Origin of the sequence: Pseudonocardia ammonioxydans (genome assembly GCF_900115005.1) — a bacterium.
GTDB classification, from domain to species: Bacteria; Actinomycetota; Actinomycetes; order Mycobacteriales; family Pseudonocardiaceae; genus Pseudonocardia; species Pseudonocardia ammonioxydans.
In genome coordinates this window covers 1-15994 of the sequence record NZ_FOUY01000050.1, presented here as the reverse complement: position 1 = coordinate 15994, position 15994 = coordinate 1, and the positions used below count along the sequence as shown (strand labels likewise).

Annotated in this window: 16 protein-coding genes; 11 read left to right on the top strand and 5 right to left on the bottom strand. The window is 72.3% G+C overall.

Features of this window, described 5'->3' with window-relative positions; translation table 11 throughout:
• Positions 1-104: 104 nt before the first annotated feature.
• The 3 genes from BM093_RS29595 (at position 105) to BM093_RS38060 (ending at position 2848) form a co-directional block, all read left to right on the top strand.
• Positions 105-1436 (top strand): PucR family transcriptional regulator, encoded by a 1332-nt coding sequence (locus BM093_RS29595; RefSeq protein ID WP_093354266.1) that lies wholly within the window; start codon positions 105-107, stop codon positions 1434-1436.
• Between the two features lie 145 nt (positions 1437-1581).
• A complete protein-coding gene (locus BM093_RS29590) occupies positions 1582-2445 on the top strand; it encodes a universal stress protein (RefSeq protein ID WP_093354261.1) in 864 nt (287 codons plus the stop codon).
• A gap of 274 nt (positions 2446-2719) precedes the next feature.
• Positions 2720-2848, top strand: coding sequence for a hypothetical protein (locus BM093_RS38060; RefSeq protein ID WP_281248745.1), 129 nt, complete (start codon positions 2720-2722; stop codon positions 2846-2848).
• A 65-nt stretch (positions 2849-2913) separates the two neighbouring features.
• Here BM093_RS38060 and BM093_RS29585 read toward each other — a convergent pair whose 3' ends face one another.
• Positions 2914-3243 carry a DUF4180 domain-containing protein gene (locus BM093_RS29585; RefSeq protein ID WP_093354256.1) on the bottom strand — a complete coding sequence of 110 codons (330 nt, stop codon included), beginning with the start codon at positions 3241-3243 and terminating at the stop codon, positions 2914-2916.
• A gap of 153 nt (positions 3244-3396) precedes the next feature.
• Here BM093_RS29585 and BM093_RS29580 point away from each other — a divergent pair, with 153 nt between their 5' ends.
• The 6 genes from BM093_RS29580 to BM093_RS36290 all read left to right on the top strand — a co-directional run bounded on the left by BM093_RS29580 (position 3397) and on the right by BM093_RS36290 (position 10175).
• On the top strand, positions 3397-5340 hold the full coding sequence (locus BM093_RS29580) for an aconitate hydratase (protein ID WP_093354247.1): 1944 nt from the start codon (positions 3397-3399) through the stop codon (positions 5338-5340).
• A 119-nt stretch (positions 5341-5459) separates the two neighbouring features.
• Complete coding sequence (locus tag BM093_RS29575; RefSeq protein WP_093354242.1) at positions 5460-6959, top strand: AAA-type ATPase lid domain-containing protein; 1500 nt, start codon at positions 5460-5462, stop codon at positions 6957-6959.
• Between the two features lie 111 nt (positions 6960-7070).
• The gene (locus tag BM093_RS29570) at positions 7071-7508 is read left to right on the top strand and encodes a hypothetical protein (RefSeq protein ID WP_093354235.1); all 438 of its coding nucleotides are present in this window, start codon (positions 7071-7073) and stop codon (positions 7506-7508) included.
• Entirely contained in the window at positions 7505-9070 is a 1566-nt protein-coding gene (locus tag BM093_RS29565) for a GMC family oxidoreductase (RefSeq protein WP_093354230.1), read from the top strand. Before BM093_RS29570 ends, BM093_RS29565 begins: the two co-directional genes overlap by 4 nt.
• 31 nt (positions 9071-9101) lie before the next feature.
• A complete protein-coding gene (locus tag BM093_RS29560; RefSeq protein ID WP_093354225.1) occupies positions 9102-9656 on the top strand; it encodes a YbhB/YbcL family Raf kinase inhibitor-like protein in 555 nt (184 codons plus the stop codon).
• 369 nt (positions 9657-10025) lie between these two features.
• Positions 10026-10175, top strand: coding sequence for a hypothetical protein (locus BM093_RS36290; protein ID WP_218162986.1), 150 nt, complete (start codon positions 10026-10028; stop codon positions 10173-10175).
• A gap of 12 nt (positions 10176-10187) precedes the next feature.
• On the opposite strand, the gene BM093_RS29555 is transcribed toward BM093_RS36290, so the two are convergent.
• On the bottom strand, positions 10188-10538 hold the full coding sequence (locus BM093_RS29555; protein ID WP_093354220.1) for a DoxX family protein: 351 nt from the start codon (positions 10536-10538) through the stop codon (positions 10188-10190).
• Between the two features lie 349 nt (positions 10539-10887).
• On the opposite strand from BM093_RS29555, the gene BM093_RS29550 reads away from it, so the two are divergent.
• Both BM093_RS29550 and BM093_RS29545 read left to right on the top strand, forming a co-directional pair.
• Complete coding sequence (locus tag BM093_RS29550; RefSeq protein ID WP_093354216.1) at positions 10888-11715, top strand: amino acid kinase family protein; 828 nt, start codon at positions 10888-10890, stop codon at positions 11713-11715.
• Positions 11712-12509: an amino acid kinase family protein gene (locus BM093_RS29545; RefSeq protein WP_093354212.1), complete on the top strand. Its 798-nt coding sequence runs from the start codon at positions 11712-11714 to the stop codon at positions 12507-12509. Before BM093_RS29550 ends, BM093_RS29545 begins: the two co-directional genes overlap by 4 nt.
• A gap of 27 nt (positions 12510-12536) precedes the next feature.
• On the opposite strand, the gene BM093_RS29540 is transcribed toward BM093_RS29545, so the two are convergent.
• The 3 genes from BM093_RS29540 to BM093_RS29530 all read right to left on the bottom strand — a co-directional run bounded on the left by BM093_RS29540 (position 12537) and on the right by BM093_RS29530 (position 15423).
• Entirely contained in the window at positions 12537-13697 is a 1161-nt protein-coding gene (locus BM093_RS29540) for an alpha/beta hydrolase family protein (protein ID WP_093354199.1), read from the bottom strand.
• A gap of 55 nt (positions 13698-13752) precedes the next feature.
• Complete coding sequence (locus BM093_RS29535; protein ID WP_177238778.1) at positions 13753-14445, bottom strand: TMEM175 family protein; 693 nt, start codon at positions 14443-14445, stop codon at positions 13753-13755.
• Positions 14446-14853: 408 nt separating this feature from the next.
• Complete coding sequence (locus BM093_RS29530) at positions 14854-15423, bottom strand: Chromate resistance protein ChrB (RefSeq protein ID WP_218162985.1); 570 nt, start codon at positions 15421-15423, stop codon at positions 14854-14856.
• Positions 15424-15994: the final 571 nt, after the last annotated feature.

Here is a 15994-nt window from a genome sequence, read left to right as displayed (position 1 = left end):
CACACCGGGTGCGGGACGGGCGACGACGGTCGTTCCGCGGTCCGGACGGGTGACTGGGATCACCCGGTCCGGTTACAGATTGGGCGTCCAGACCAGTCACCGCCATGGGCGCGCTGCCCAACATCGGTGCCCCGCCGCTGGGCTGTGCGCCCGAAACGGTGGACGCCCGGCTACCCGCGGTGCACAGTTCCCTCGTGCTGTCCGACGTGGGGGAGCCACCGCGGCGCCGGCCGCTCGCCGCGCCGGCGGAGGCGGCGCTGCGCGCGTTGGGCGGGGTGCTGCTGGACGAGGTGGACGGTCTGACCGACCGGCTCACGCTGCAGGTCCTGCGGTGCGAACCCTGCTACGTCGAGCTCGACCTGCTCGACGAGCTGCGGGAGGCGTGCCGGGCGAACCTGCAGCGTGGCGTCGAGGTGCTGGCCGACCAGGTGCCCGACGGCATCGACCCGGGCGACTCCACCCGGGCCACCGGCCGCCGCCGCGCCCGCCAGGGGGTTCCGCTGGAGGTGGTGCTGCGGGCGTACCGGCTGGGTGGGCGGCTGCTCTGGGAAGCACTGCTGGAGACCTCCCGGCGGCGCTTCGACAGTGCCTACGACCTCGCCCTGCTCGACGCCGCGAGCTACGTGTGGCACACCCACGACGGCAGCTGCTCGGCGCTGGTCGAGGCCTACCGCCAGGAGGAGCTGCGGGTGCGCAGCCACGACCTGAGCCGCCGGCACGCGGTCCTGGACGCACTGCTGGCCGGGCGCGGCCGGGACCCGGTCGTCGCCCGGGACGCCGCAGGGGTGCTCGGCCTGCCGGATGCCGAGCCACTGGTCGTGGTCGTGGGCTGCCTGGACCGGGCCGGTAGCGACCCGTTGCAGGAACCGCAGCGCGCGCTGGCGGCGCACTCGGTCGCCTCGTCGTGGGTACTGCGCGAGCGCGAGCTGGTCGGACTGGTCGCGCTGGGGACATGGGCCCCGGGCAGGGTCGCCGAGGTGAGCGAGCTGCTGCGGCCGTGCGTGACCGGACGGGTCGGGATGTCCCCGCCGGTCGACGGCCCGGCCGGGGTGGCCGCGGGCTACCGGTTGGCCCGGACGGCCGCCCGCACCGTCGCCGGCAGCGGCATGGTGGCACTCGACGAACGGCTGCCGGAGGCACTGCTCGCCGACAGCCCGGAGCTCGTCGACCGGCTGACCCGGACGTCGTTGGGTGGGTTGCTCGACCTGCCCGAGCCCGACCGGGAGACGCTGATCTCCACGTTGGACACGCTGCTGGCCTGTGGCGGGTCACCGACCCACGCGGCCCGGGCACTGTTCTGCCACCGCAACACCGTGATCTACCGGATGCGCCGGATCGAGGCGGTCACCGGCCGCTCGGTCGGCGACGCCCGGGACCGGCTGCTGCTCACGCTCGGCGTACTGGCGGTGCAGTCCCGCCGTCTCGACCGCCCGTGAGTGGTTATCGCGGCTCTGACCGCGAAAACCGCTCACGGGCGGCGGAGCCGCGTTCACCCGCCGGTGTGCTGCCGCGGCGGTGCGGGTGCGGGGAGGGTGGGGCGAGCGGCCGGCGACACCGTTCCGGTCGCGGATCGGAGGAGCGATGAGTGCGGTCGTGGTCGGGGTGGACGGATCGGAGCCGGCGCTGGCCGCGGTCCGCTGGGCCGCGGGGGAGGCGGCGGACCGGCACACCGGGCTGCTGCTGGTGTACGCGTTCGACGTCGCCGGGCTGTACGCCGACGCGGCCATCGCGCCGCTGCTCGACGACGTCGAGGAGCAGATGCGGGTCGAGGCCGACGAGATCCTGGACGCCGCGCGGGCCGCTGCGGAGCAGACGGCGCCCGGCCTGACCGTGCAGGTCAGGGCGGAGCGAGCGGCGCCGGCGGCGGCGCTGATCGAGGAGTCGCGCGGCGCGTCGCTGCTGGTCCTGGGTTCGGCCGGGCGGGGAGCGGTCGGCACCGCGCTCGGGTCGGTGTCGCTGACCGTCGCCGCGCACGCCGAGAGCCCGCTGGTCGTCGTCCGCGGAACCGTCCAGGACGGACCGGTGCTGGTCGGTGTGGACGGTGGGCCGCTGTCCGAGGTGGCGCTCGGGCATGCCTTCGCCGCCGCGTCCGCGCACGGCACCGGGCTCACCGCGCTCTACGCCTGGCACGACGGCACGTCTCCGGCACTGCGCGCGGCCGGGGTGTTCGACCGGTTGCGCGACACCGAGGAGCGGGCACTGGCCGAGCGGCTGGCCGGCTGGTCCGAGCGCTACCCGGACGTCGCCGTCGAACGGGTCATCGAGCGCTCCGAGCCGGGACGGGCGCTGGCCGAGCACAGTGCACGGTCGCGGCTGGTCGTCGTCGCCACCCGGGGTCGCGGCGGGTTCACCGGCCTGTTGCTCGGCTCCACCGGGCTGTCCCTGCTCCAGCGTGCGGACTGCCCGGTGATGCTGGTCGGCCCGGAGGCGACGGCCGCACACTGAACGGATTCGCGCCGGCCGGATCATGGTTCTCGCGTCGCACGACACCGATCGGATTCCGCTTTTTCGTCGGTTTTTCGGTGCACAGTTTCGCGGCCGAACGATCTCCTTCCGATCGGCGCGCGAGCCCGCTTTTCGGTGCCCCGGGACGATCTGTTTGCCAATGCAGCGAGGTTGGGGCAGAGTCGGTGTCAGGGTCTTCGATGACCTGGTCGGCGCGCGCCGACCGGCGCGCCCCCGGGCGCGGCACCTGCCGCGTGGAGCGAGGAGTTCGAGCATGTCCGACAAGTCGCCGCGAAAAACCAGTGGCAAGAAGCCGGGTAAAACCCTGAAACAGAAGCGGGCGGAGAAGCGCGCGGCCGCGCAAGCCGATCCGTCCGCGATTCCGACCCGCAAGGACAAGTAGGAACGAGAACCGGTCCGGCGGGGCCGCAGGGCTCCGCCGGACCAGTTGTTCCCGCTCTCAACGCTTCACCCGTCGAGTTCGGCCACGTCGGCGACGAACCGCAGCCCGCGTCCCTGGTTCGACTCGCGCACCCAGTCGGCGACCGGGCCCGGCTCGGCGGTCCAGCGGGACACGTCTCCGACGACGGCCAGCTGCACGCCGTACTGCGCGAACTTCTGCGTCACGGCGCCCGCCAGCCCGCTGCGGAGCCGGAAGAACTCCGGGTCCAGCCGCTCCACCGGGATCGCCACGAGCTCGGCCTCCTGGGCGAACGCGTCACCGAGGACGTCGATCGCGTCGGCCTCCCGGGCGATCACGGGGCCGTCGACGGGCAGGGTCAGGACGCGGGAGTGCATATCGGTGAGCAGAGCAAAGCCCCGCCCGAGGAGCAAAGGAATTGCCGATCGTCGGGGACCGCGCCTGCCCCCGAGGCCGTGCACGACCGGCGTGCGTGACCCCGCCGGAAACGGGAACCCCGGTACCGAGAGCCGCCGTAGCAGGGAGGACCGATGCCCCGGACGCTGACCCGCCAGCTCATCGACGAGCACCTCGTCTCCGGCGACCCGGTACCGGGCCGGGAGATCGGGCTGCGGATCGACCAGACCCTGACCCAGGACGCCACCGGCACGCTGGTGATGCAGGAGCTCGAGGCCCTCGGGCTGGACCGGGCCCGCACCGAGGTCAGCGTCCAGTACGTCGACCACAACCTGCTGCAGGCCGACGAGCGCAACGCCGAGGACCACGAGTTCCTCCGGACCGCGGCCCGCCGCTTCGGGCTCTGGTTCTCCAAACCGGGCAACGGGGTCTCGCACCCGACGCACATGCAGCGCTTCGGCCGGCCCGGCACCACGATGGTCGGCTCCGACTCGCACACCTGCGCGGCCGGGTCGCTCGGGATGCTGGCGATCGGGGTCGGCGGCCTGGAGGTCGCCTTCGCGATCGCCGGCGAGCCGCTGCGGATCCGGATGCCGCAGGTCTGGGGCGTGCGGCTGACCGGTGAGCTGCCGCCGTGGGTGTCGGCCAAGGACGTGATCCTGGAGATGCTGCGCCGGCACGGCGTCTCCGGCGGGGTCAACCGGGTGATCGAGTACCACGGGCCGGGCCTGGCCGGGCTGAGCGCGATGGACCGGCACGTGATCGCGAACATGGGCGCCGAGCTGGGTGCCACCACCAGTGTCTTCCCCGCCGACGAGCGCGTCGAGGAGTTCCTGCGCGCGGAGGGTCGCGCCGGGGACCACCGCCCGCTGGCCGCGGACGAGGGCGCGGAGTACGACGTCACCGCCGAGATCGACCTGTCCACACTGGAGCCGTTGATCGCGAAGCCGTCGGCGCCGGACAACGTGGTGCCGGTCCGCGAGGTCGCCGGCGAGCCGGTCGGGCAGGTCGTCATCGGCTCGTCGGCCAACCCCGGCCTGCGCGACTTCGCGGTGGCCGCGCAGATGGTGCGCGGCCGGCAGACGAACGACGCAGTCAGCTTCGACGTCAACCCGTCGTCGCGGGAGATCTTCTCCGACCTGACGAGGATGGGTGCCACGTTCGACCTGATCGCCGCGGGCGCCCGGATCCACCAGGCCGGCTGCATGGGCTGCATCGGGATGGGGCAGGCCCCGGCGACCGGGCACAACTCGCTGCGGACGTTCCCGCGCAACTTCAAGGGCCGCTCCGGCACCCCGGAGGACGCGGTGTGGCTGTGCTCGCCGGAGACGGCCGCGGCCGCCGCCCTCACCGGCGTCGTCACCGACCCCCGCGACCTCGCCGAGAAGCTCGGCCTGGACGACCCGGTGCCGGAGCTGCCGGCCGAGGCGTCGGTCAACACCGACATGCTGGTCGCGCCCCCGCCGGTGGAGGAGGCCGAGCAGCAGGAGCTCGTGCGCGGGCCGAACATCTCCGGGCTGCCCGACTTCCCGCCGCTGCCCGACACCCTCGACCTGCCGGTGCTGCTGCGGATGGGCGACAACGTGTCCACCGACGAGATCTCCCCGGCCGGGGCGAAGGCGCTGCCGTACCGTTCCAACATCCCCCAGCTGGCCGAGTTCACGTTCACCCGGATCGACGCGGACTACCCCGAGCGCGCCCGCGGCACCGGCCCGCACGCCGTCGTGGCGGGGGACAACTACGGGCAGGGGTCCTCGCGCGAGCACGCCGCCATCACCCCGCGCCACCTCGGCCTCGCCGTCGTCGTCGCCCGCTCGTACGCCCGCATCCACTGGCAGAACCTGGCCAACTTCGGGATCCTCGCCCTCGAGTTCACCGATCCGGCCGATCTCGACCGGATCTCCGACGGCACCGTCCTGCACCTGCGTGATCTGCACGGACTCCCCGACACCGAGGAGATCACGGCGACCGACGACGACGGCGCCGAGTTCCGGTTGCGGCACAGCCTGTCGCCCGGGCAGGTCGAGGCCGTCCTCGCCGGCGGGCGCATCCCGCTGCTCGCCCGCTCGGGAGGCTGAGCGACTCCGAGTCGATCTTGTCTCAGGCTGAGACGCCGATCCTGGTCACGAGGCGGATCGTGTGTGTCACAGTCGGCGGAGCTGATGAGCGCGACGACGCCTCGGAGGTTCGACAGGCAATGGACAGCTCGGCCGGGCTCTCGGAACGAGAGCAGATCGCACGGACGACCGGGGTCGGCACGGGGCTCGCGGTGCCGGACCGGATCGCCGCGTCGTGGCAGCGCAGCGCGGCGTTCGGCGCGTCGCTGGACGAGGTCGCGCCGTCGTTCTGCGGGGCCGTCGACGACGAGTCGTTGTTCTACCGGTGCGGAGTGGAGGTCCTCGGTGGGTTGCTGGAGACGCTCGCGAACGAGCCGATCAGCCTCATGCTCACCGACCCGGACGGCGTCGTGCTCAACCGGCTCTGCCACGAGCGGTCGCTCCTCGCGGCGCTCGACTCGGTCTACCTCGCACCCGGTTTCGACTACGGCGAGCGGGAGGCCGGCACGACCGGGCTGGGCCTGGCGCTGGCCGACCGGGCCCCGTCGCTGGTCCGCGCCGACCAGCACTTCTGCACCGGCCTGTGGGGTTACACCTGCGCCGCCGCGCCCGTCACGGACCCGGTCACCGGGGAACTGGCGGGCACCGTGAACCTGACGACCTGGTCGCAGCAGTCGGACAAGCTGCTGCTGGCGCTGGCCCAGAGCGCCGCGGGCAGCACGTCGGCGCTGATGCTCGCCCGGCACAACGGGCGGGCTCCGCGACCGGCCGCGCAGGGGCAGGTCTTCCGGGTCCATCTGCGCCCGCCCGCGGCGGCGGTGGCCCCGCGGTCGCCGCAGTGGCGGGCCGCGGCGGCCGAGGTTGAGACGGCGCTGGAGGCCGGACGGGTGGTCGCGGTCGTCGGCGAGGACGGGGCCGGCCGCACCACGCTGCTGACCGACGCGCTGTCCCGGACCCGCCCGCACGACCGGGTCCTGGTGGCGCGGCCGCCGACCGTCCAGGACACCCCCGCGTGGCTCGACCTGTGGACCCCGGAGCTGGACAAGGAGGCCACCGGGGTGGTGGTCAGCCGCGCCGACGAGCTCACCTCGTGGGTCGCGACCGAGCTGCGCGGCGTGCTCGAGCAGCCGGCGACCGGGCCGGCCGGCCGGCGCCCCGGGTTCGCCCTCACCGCGCGCAACGCCGCCGGGGTTCCGGCGCCGCTGCGGCCGCTGGTCGACACCTACGTCGAGCTGCCGCCGCTGCGGCACCGCTGCGAGGACGTCATGCCGATGGCCACCGCGTTCGCCGCGAAACGGCGGCACCGCGAGGTCCGCTTCACTGCGGCGGCGCGGCGGTGCCTGACCGCGTACCACTGGCCGGGCAACGTCGAGCAGCTGCGCACGGTCGTGGACGCCGCCGCGTCGCGCAGCGACGTGATCGACGTCCGGCACCTGCCGTCCGAGCTGTCCTGCGGGGCACCGCGCCGGGTCCTGTCGCGCATCGAGATGGTCGAGCGCGACGAGATCGTGCGTTGTCTCGCCGAACCGGGGACGACGATGAGCCAGGCCGCGGCCCGGCTCGGGATCAGCCGGGCCACGCTCTACCGCCGGATCGAGGTGTACGGGATCCGAGGTCACACGGAGGAACCGGCCCGCTGATCCGACACAACGGAAACCGGGGAACGAATTAAACCGGCGCCTGCCGGATTCGTTCCGCGGTGAATTCTGCCCTGAAAGTCTGCCCTGAAAACCCGCGAAAGGAATTCAACGGTGAGTACCCTTCTGTCCGACTCCCAGCGCAGGACGCTGGTCGACCTGTTGCGGGCGGCGTTCCCGCACGACACGTTCCCCTCCGGGCCGTACGAGCGGACCGCGCAGGCGGTGATCGACGCGGCCGCGGCGAGCCCCCGGCTGCAGGCACTGCTGGTGCAGGGGTTGCGCGATCTGGACCAGCAGCGCGAGGTCCCGTTCTCCGAGCTGGACCGGGAGACGGCGGCGGTCGTGCTGCGCGGCATCGCCGACACCCCGTTCTTCGCCGGGATCCTCGACGTCGCCGTCGTCGCGCTCTACGACGACCACGAGGTCTGGGATGTCCTCGGCTACGAGGGCGCGTCGTACGACCAGGGCGGCTACCTCAATCGCGGGTTCGACGACCTGGACTGGCTGCCCGACCCCCGCATCGAGAGCTACGAGGAGGCCTCGGCATGACCCGCTTCGACTACGACGACTCCGACGTGGTGGTCGTCGTCGGCTCCGGTGCCGGCGGCGGAACCCTGGCCCACGAGCTGTGCAAGCGCGGCTTCAAGACCGTCGTGCTGGAGGCCGGCCCGCACCTGACGGGGGAGGACTACCACAACGACGAGTGGAAGGCCTTCGGCCAGATGGCCTGGACCGACCCCCGGACGACGTCGGGGAGCTGGGCGATCGCCAAGGACTTCCCGAACCTGCCGGCGTGGATCGTGAAGGCCGTCGGCGGCACGACGACCCACTGGGCCGGTGCCTGCCCGCGGTTCAAGGCGCACGAGCTCGCCGCGCGCACCGCCTACGGCGACATCGACGGCGCCAGCCTGCTGGACTGGCCGATCACGCTGTCCGAGCTCGAGCCGTACTACGACCAGGCCGAGATCAAGATGGGGGTCAGCCACCGGCACGGCCGCCCGCCGCTGCCGGCGAACAACAACTACAAGGTCTTCGCCAACGGTGCGGAGAAGGTGGGCTACCGGGACTACGCCACCGGCCCGTACGCCACCAACGCCGAGCCCTACGACGGCCGCCCCGCGACCGTCCAGGACGGCTTCAACTTCCAGGGTGACAAGCACGGCTCGAAGTGGTCGACGCTGGTCGCCGAGCTGCCCAAGGCCGAGGCCACCGGCAACCTGGACCTGCGTGCGGACAGCCACGTCGCGCAGATCCTGCACGACACCGACGGGCGGGCGACCGGCGTGCTCTACGTCGACCGCAACGGCACCCTGCGCCGCCAGCGCGCCGCCGTGGTCTGCGTGGCGGGCAACTCGATCGAGACGGCCCGGCTGCTGCTGCTCTCGGCGTCGACCCAGTTCCCCGACGGGCTGGCGAACTCGTCCGGGCAGGTCGGACGCAACTACATGCGCCACACCACCGGCACCGTGTGGGGCCAGTTCGACAAGCCGGTGCGGATGTACCGGGGCGAGACGATGGCCGGTGTGATCGGCGACGAGGCGCGTCTGGACACGGACCGGGGCTTCGCCGGCGGCTACTACATGCAGACGATCGCGCTGGGCCCGGCGTTCTTCGGCAAGTTCGTCGCCCCTGGGAGCTGGGGGCCTGCGCTGACCGACGTCGTCGACAAGTACCTCAACACCGCCGGCATGTGGATCGTCGGTGAGGACATGCCGCAGGAGTCCAACCGCGTCACGCTGTCCGAGACGGTCGACGAGTACGGGCTCCCCGCCGCGAACGTGCACTTCGACGACCACCCGAACGACGTGCTGATGCGCCGGCACGGGCACCAGCAGGGTGCGGCCGTCTACAAGGCGGTCGGGGCCACGAACACCATCGAGACCCCGCCGTACCCGTCGACGCACAACCTGGGCACCTGCCGGATGAGCCAGCGCCCGGGCGACGGCGTGGTCGACCGGTTCGGTCGCGCACACGACGTGCCGAACCTGTTCGTGTCCGACGGCAGCGTGTTCACCACCGGTGGCGCGGCCAACCCGACGCTCACGATCGTGGCCCTCGCCATCCGCCAGGCGGAGTACATCGCCGGCCAGTACCGCACGGCCCGCTCCTGAGCACCGACCTTCCGAGATCCCTGGAGAACACATGGCCACCAGCACCGCGCCCGCCTCGGCGCCACCCGACCCGTACCTGTTCCTGCCCGAGGTCCCGACGTTCACGCTGACCAGCACCGACATCTCCGACGGTGTCCCGCTGTCGGCGCCGCAGGTCAGCGGGATCATGGGCGCCGGGGGACAGGACCGGTCCCCGCAGCTGAGCTGGCGCGACTTCCCGTCCGCGACCCGCAGCTTCGCCGTCACCTGCTTCGACCCCGACGCCCCGACCGGCAGCGGGTTCTGGCACTGGGCGGTCGCCGACCTCCCGGTCGGCGTCACGGAGCTCCCCGCGGGGGCCGGTGACCCCGGCTCCACCACGCTCCCGGAGGGCGCGCTCGCGCTCGCCAACGACGCGGGGATCCACCAGTACCTCGGCGCGGCACCGCCCGAGGGGCACGGCGTGCACCACTACTACTTCGTCGTGCACGCCGTCGACGTGCCCACGCTGGGCATCCCCAAGGGAGCCTCGCCGGCGTTCCTCGGGTTCAACCTGTTCTCGCACACCCTGGCCCGGGCCACGATCACCGCCACCTACGAGCGCTGACCGCGCACCCGGATCCGACGGCCGGGACGGGAGAGGACACTCCCGTCCCGGCCGTCACCGCGTCCGCCCCGGCCGGACACAGTGGAGGTCCATCGCCCGACGTCCCTGGTGGAGTCGTCGCATCTCGTGTTCGATGTGGGGATTCGTCGCGCAACGAGGGGTGACCCCGGATGGAGCTGGACGTCGACGGTGTCGACCCAGGTCGCCGGTACGGACCCGTACCCGTGCGACCCGCACCGACGGGCTGCTGACCCGGGCGTTCGAGCGGGCCGCCGGGCACCGCGAGGGGGCCGTCGCGGACTACATCCCGGTCCTGGGACGCACCGATCCGGAGGCGTTCGGCCTCTGCGTCGCCATCGAGCTCCACGGTTGCGCCTCGGGCTGCTGGTGCTCGCCGGGATCAGCGCGCTCGCGATCGTGCCGGCGAGCCGGCTGCCCGACTACCGCCCGGGCGAGGTGCCCGAGTCGGTCGCGACCGGCGCCGGGACGGGGCCGCCCGAGCCGAGCCGGAGCGCCTGAACCAGCGGGGCGTCACGCGCTCAGCACGCCGGTCACCGTCGCGGCGAGGGCGGCCACGAGCAACGGCGCCGGGTTCTTGATGCCTGCGGTGTCGCGGTGCACGACGTGGGCCACGACCGCGCCCACGAAGTACAGCACCACCCCGATCGCGGCCGCGATCCCGAGTGGACGCAGCCAGATCCCGGCGACGAGGCCGATCGCGCCCGCGGCCTCCGCAGCCGCGAGCCACGGGTACCAGGAGCCGGGCACCCCGGCGCGGTCGAGGTTCTGCACGACGGTCGTCGCGCGGGTGAGCTTGCCGTAGGCGGAGAAGGCCAGGACCACCGCGAGCAGGGCGGCGAGCACGACGTAGGCGGTGGACATGTGGGTTCCCCTTCGGACGACGTCGGGCGGGAACCTATCGACCGAGCCGATTTCCGGCCACCGGGTTACCGTCCGTCGTCGGCCGGCCGAGAACCTGCCCCTGACCAGGGTGAACAGGATGGCGGTATGCCGGGTGGAGGACCCCGGGGCGACCGCGCCGTGATCACCCTGAACGGCAAGTCCCTGCCCTGCCGGGACTGGTGAGCACCGGGCCGCTCGGCGCACACCCCTGGTGACAGGCACCTCGGGCCCGGGCGTGCCGGCCCCTGAGCCGCTAGGTTCGCGGGAGCCCCGATCGTCGCCGGCCCTGCCGGTCGCGATCGACGGATCCCCACCCCGAGGAGCCTTGATGACCGACGCCGCGAGCGCGGCCGAGCTCGAGTCGCTGCTGCTGAGCCGCTCGCTCGACGACCCCGAGCTGGCCGCGGCCACCAAGCGCACCGCCGACATCCGGGTGCTCCCGGACGTCTCGGTGGTCAAGGTGGGCGGGCAGAGCTTCGTCGACCGCGGCCGCGAGGCAGTGTTCCCGCTGGTCGAGGAGCTGCTGGAGGCCCGCCGGACGCACCGCCTGCTGATCGGTACCGGCGGCGGCACCCGGGCCCGGCACGCCTACTCACTGGCTGCCGAGCTGGGTCTGCCCACCGGCGTGCTCAGCTCGGTCGGCAACGCCGTCGCCGGGCAGAACGCGACGATGCTCGGCTACCTGATGGCCCGCCACGGTGTCCCCGTGGTGTCCGGCGGCGGGTTCGAGGCGCTGCCGCTGTACCTGTCGGAGTCTCGCGCGGCGATCTTCGCGGGCATGCCGCCGTACGCGATGTGGCAGCCGCTGCCCGACGAGGGCGTGATCCCGCCGTACCGCACCGACGCCGGCTGCTACCTGGTCGCCGAGACCTACGGCTGCCAGAACATGATCTTCGTCAAGGACGAGGACGGCCTGTACACGGCCAACCCGAAGGCCGACCCGTCGGCCACGCTGATCCCGCGGATCACCGTCGACGAGCTGGTCCAGCAGGACCTGCCGGACCTGATCATCGAGCGTCCCGTGCTGGAGCTGATGAAGCGCGCGAGGCACGTGCGCAGCGTGCAGATCGTCAACGGGCTCAAGCCCGGGAACCTGACCCGCGCCCTCGCGGGCGAGCACGTCGGCACGATCATCACCTCCGGGGAGTCGAAGTGAGCACCACCTACAGCAAGGACGTCGAGTCCCCGCTCGCCCGCCAGACCCTGCTCGACCGCGAGCGGGTGAAGCCGGTCGACCAGCAGCAGCCGGTGATCCGGATGCTGCCGAGGCTGCGGGTGATCGTCCTCGGTGGACGGTCGGTCGTGGACAGGGGCCGCGATGTGCTGCTGCCGCTGGTCGACGAGATCCGCTCCGCACTGGACGGGGACCCGCTCCTGATCGCGACCGGCGCCGGCATCCGGGCGCGGCACGCGCTCGGGGTCGGGCTGGACCTCGGGCTGCCCACCGGGGCACTGGCCGAGATCGCCGGCCGCGAGGCCGAGCAGAACGGGCACCTGGTCGCCGCGCTGCTCGCCGATCGCGGGGTCGCCTACCTGGGCCACGACACCGTCGCGCACCAGCTGCCGGTGCACCTGGCCGCGTCGAACGCCGCGGTCACCAACGGCTACCCGCCGTACGGGGTGCACGAGTTCCCGTCCGCCGCCGGGAAGATCCCGGCACACCGCACCGACACCGGTGCCCTGCTGCTCGCCGACGCGTGGGGTGCCGCGTCGCTGACCTACGTCCGCGACGTGCCCGGCGTGCTCGACGGGGACGACGTGCTGCGTGCCGCGCGGGCCGCCGACCTGCTCGCGGACCCGGCACGGAACCTGCCCGTCGACCGCGAGGCGCTGAGGACCCTGCAGCGGGCCAAGCATGTGCGGTCGTTCCAGGTGATCGACGGGACGAGCACCGGGAACCTGACCCGCGCGCTCGCCGGCGAGCACGTCGGGACCGTCGTCTCCGCCTGAACCCGCTCGGCCGGGCCCCGGGTCCGCTCAGCGGGGGAGCTGGTCGTCGAGCCAGTCGAACGCCGCGGTCCAGAAGACCACCGGTGCCATACCTTCGCAGTGGCCCTCGGCGCCCTCGGCCCGGCGGAAGCGGCGGAACTCCTTGGGGCAGGTCAGCCGGTCGTAGAGCTCCCGGCCCTGCCCGGTCGAGACGACGTCGGTCTCGTTGTCGGTGACGAAGCTGGGGCACTTGACCGCGGCCACCTGGTCGCGGGCGGTGTAGCGGCGCATGTCGCCGACGTAGGCGCGGACCGACGACACGCCGTGGGTGACCATGCGCGGCGCGAGGAACGCCCGGAGTCCCGGGTTCTGCAGCAGCGCCTCGAACCAGCCGTCCGCGGCCGGGTCGTCGATGTGGTCCCACAGGTCACCGAAGCGCGCCTGCATCGCCACCGCCATGTCGATCTGGCCCGGGTCGGTGATCATCGCCGCGAGCCGTGGCTCGCCCGAGGCGCCCCGGGGCGCGAGCAGGCCGCCGAACGACCGGCCGACCAGCACGATCCGGTCGGGGTCGACCGAGGGCCGGCGCAGCAGCAGATCGACCATGCCCGGCACGACGTTCTCCCAGTCCGGGCGCATCGGCTCGCGGTGCAGGTAGAGCGGGGCCCCGGTGCCCGGGCCGTCGAGCGCAGCGAAGGCCCAGCCACGGTCGAGTGCGGCACCGGCCGAGGCGACGAGCTCCTCGGCGGTGCCGTCGTAGCCGCCGATGTGCAGGACGGTCGGGAACGGCCCGCTGCCCGGTGGTGTGAACAGGTAGCCGGGGGTGTCGCCGTCGAGCACCGTGCCGGGCGGGTCCATCAGCGGCAGGGCCCGTCGGAAGGCCCGGACGCTCGCGTCGTACCCGGTCCGGAGCTCGGTGCCGTCGAGGTCGTCGCGGTGCCAGAAGAACGACTGGCGGTGGTACTCGCAGGCCCGCAGGTAGCAGGTGCGGGCGCTGACGGTGTGACCGCGGGAGAGCGCCGTGTCGGCCTGCTCGACGAGTGCCGTGGCGAACGCCGACCATTCCCGGAACCAGCTGTCCCGGTCCCCGGGCGTGATCCGGGAGGCGATGTAGAGGCACTCGCCCACGTTGGCCATGCCCGAGTCGCACTTCCCGACCGAACGCTGGAGCTGGCCGTCGAAACCCTCGTCGTCGAAGTACAGCTTCACGACATGCCTCCCGGATCCGCGCCCCGGTCGGGGCTCGCGCCCGATCGCGCCGGTGTTACTCGTCCGCCGGCGCGGGATCGGACGCCGGATCCCGCTCGACGACGCTGCGGCGTACGTACCGCTCGGTCAGGCGCCCGGAGAGCGGACCGAGCACGATCAGGAGCATCCAGAAGAGCTTGCCCGCGCTCGAGTCGCCCCAGATCGCGACACCGAGGTAGGTGACCGGGATCGAAGCGAACATGACCGCGGGCATCAGCGCCGCGTCCAGGAGCCGGACCCGGCGGACCCGCGGTGGTTCCGGCTCCTCCACCAGGCCGCGGGACAGCGCGATCTGGTACATCACGATGCTCGCGACGAGGGCCGTGCCCACGATGAATGCGTAGATCGCGGTCGGGAGCGGCAGGTCCTGCAGCGCCGGGTCGCCCATGGCCTCGGTGGCGAACGGGACGAGGACGACGAAGCCGAGCACCACCACGTTCGCGAGGATCGTCGCCGGGTCCAGCGCCGTGAAACGCCCGATCATGTCGTGGCTGGCCCGCCAGAAGGCCACGATGACCACGAAGCTGATGAGGAACGACAGCAGTTCGGTGCCGTGGTCGGCCAGGAGCCGGTCGAGGCTCTGCCAGGCCTGCCGATCGGACACGTCGATCGTCGTCACCAGCAGCGTCAACGCGAACCCGTAGACGGCGTCGAAGAACCCCAGGGGACGGTCGAAGTTCGACGTGCCGCGGTCGTACCGTGTGGCCAATGATCCGCACCCTTGCTGCCGACACACGGGGAGCGGGTCGGGAAGGACGGTACCGGTCGGTGGTGCCGGGACCGGAGTGCGCACCGCGACCGCACTGCGGGACAGCCCCGGCCTTCGTGAACGCCATGGCCTCTTCGAACCGAAGGAATCCCGCCCGTGGATCTTCTACGCATCTTCTCCATCCCCGACGACCTCCAAGCCGCGCTCGAGTGCATCAGCGGCCCTGAAGTGCTGCACTGATCTGAGCCGAGTCAGGGTGATGTGTCCGAGCGCGGTGGCCAGGTCCCCGGAGGCGCTACCGCCGTAGGCGGCCGGCGGGAATACCCCCTTCCCACTGGCCGAAGACCAGGGGAAGAAGGGCCATGGACGATTCGGCGAAGCGAGCGTGCCCACCGACACGACGGGCGGTCAGTGGCCGTCCTCGGCCAGGTAGACCTGCTCGGCGAACACATCTAGCGCTGCGACACAGTCCTGTAGCGCCTCCTCGGCCGCAGCCCGTCGCCGGGCCCCGAGCGAGTCCCGGAGGCGGACCTTGTCGAACCAGCCTCGGAGCTTGGTGAGGTCCTCGTCGTTCTCTTCCAGCTCCGCGTAGGTGAACTTGTCGGCGGCAGCCTCCTTGTCGATCTCGGCCCGGAACCCGCGGCAGCGGTCGACGATCTCCTCGTACTCCTCGTCGCGCGCGGCGTTGTAGCTCGCGACGACCTCGCCCGCGCCGGCCAGAACCTCGCACCGCATCAGGTGGGCCGTACCGCCCAGCTCGGTGATGTCCTTGCGCAGCGAGCGGAGCGCACGCTCGTGGACCGTCGGGTCGGGCAGCACCGCGACCGAGTTCTGCAGGTAGACCGCGCCGATGCTCTTCAGCCTCCGCCACACGCCCGCGCGCAGCCGACTCGGTTCGCGCGGGACCCGGTAGGCGAGCACCAGCCAGCCCGAAGGGGAGGTTTCGACGTCGGAGGCGTCCTTGATCACCCGCTGCACCCTGCCATCCGTGTCCGGCCACGTCATCGACCACCGAGGTCCGGCGGCGTCCGTCCCGAGCGGACCCATCGAGGTCGATGCGCCTCCAGGCCGTCGGGCAGGAAACCGGAGATGTGCGCAGTGTGACGGACAGGAACTAACCACGGTTAGCATCAATAGATGACCGGCGAACGATTGCCGTGCCCCGCCTGCGTGTTCACTCATTCGTGTCGACGCGGTAACGAGGCCCGCCTGTTTACCGGAGTCGCCCGGTGGTCACGGATCGACCCCCGTTCGTCCTCGGAGCATTGATGGGGTCGGAAATTACGATCAGCATCTCAACGGCAGAAAGACAACGGTTCTATCCGAGGAGTTGCATGGCCACGTCCACCTGGGCGAATTCCTCCTCCGGGCGAGGAGCTGCGACGCACGTGGACGGTCGGTTGCACGGAACTCCGGGGCGCCGTGACACCACCGCACCCCGGGGCGGCTCCTCGCCTAGTACTGCAACGGCGTTTCGGCGTGTCGTGAGAGGCTGATCCGGGTTCGGCGGTGATGATCGCCGGGTGGTGGATCTTGCTGGATGGGTAAC

Coding starts and splice junctions, on each gene's coding strand:
- BM093_RS29595 (WP_093354266.1), top strand. CDS start 105: ATGGGCGCGCTGCCCAACATCGGTGCCCCGCCGCTGGGCTGTGCGCCC.
- BM093_RS29590 (WP_093354261.1), top strand. CDS start 1,582: ATGAGTGCGGTCGTGGTCGGGGTGGACGGATCGGAGCCGGCGCTGGCC.
- BM093_RS38060 (WP_281248745.1), top strand. CDS start 2,720: ATGTCCGACAAGTCGCCGCGAAAAACCAGTGGCAAGAAGCCGGGTAAA.
- BM093_RS29585 (WP_093354256.1), bottom strand. CDS start 3,243: ATGCACTCCCGCGTCCTGACCCTGCCCGTCGACGGCCCCGTGATCGCC.
- BM093_RS29580 (WP_093354247.1), top strand. CDS start 3,397: ATGCCCCGGACGCTGACCCGCCAGCTCATCGACGAGCACCTCGTCTCC.
- BM093_RS29575 (WP_093354242.1), top strand. CDS start 5,460: ATGGACAGCTCGGCCGGGCTCTCGGAACGAGAGCAGATCGCACGGACG.
- BM093_RS29565 (WP_093354230.1), top strand. CDS start 7,505: ATGACCCGCTTCGACTACGACGACTCCGACGTGGTGGTCGTCGTCGGC.
- BM093_RS29560 (WP_093354225.1), top strand. CDS start 9,102: ATGGCCACCAGCACCGCGCCCGCCTCGGCGCCACCCGACCCGTACCTG.
- BM093_RS29555 (WP_093354220.1), bottom strand. CDS start 10,538: ATGTCCACCGCCTACGTCGTGCTCGCCGCCCTGCTCGCGGTGGTCCTG.
- BM093_RS29550 (WP_093354216.1), top strand. CDS start 10,888: ATGACCGACGCCGCGAGCGCGGCCGAGCTCGAGTCGCTGCTGCTGAGC.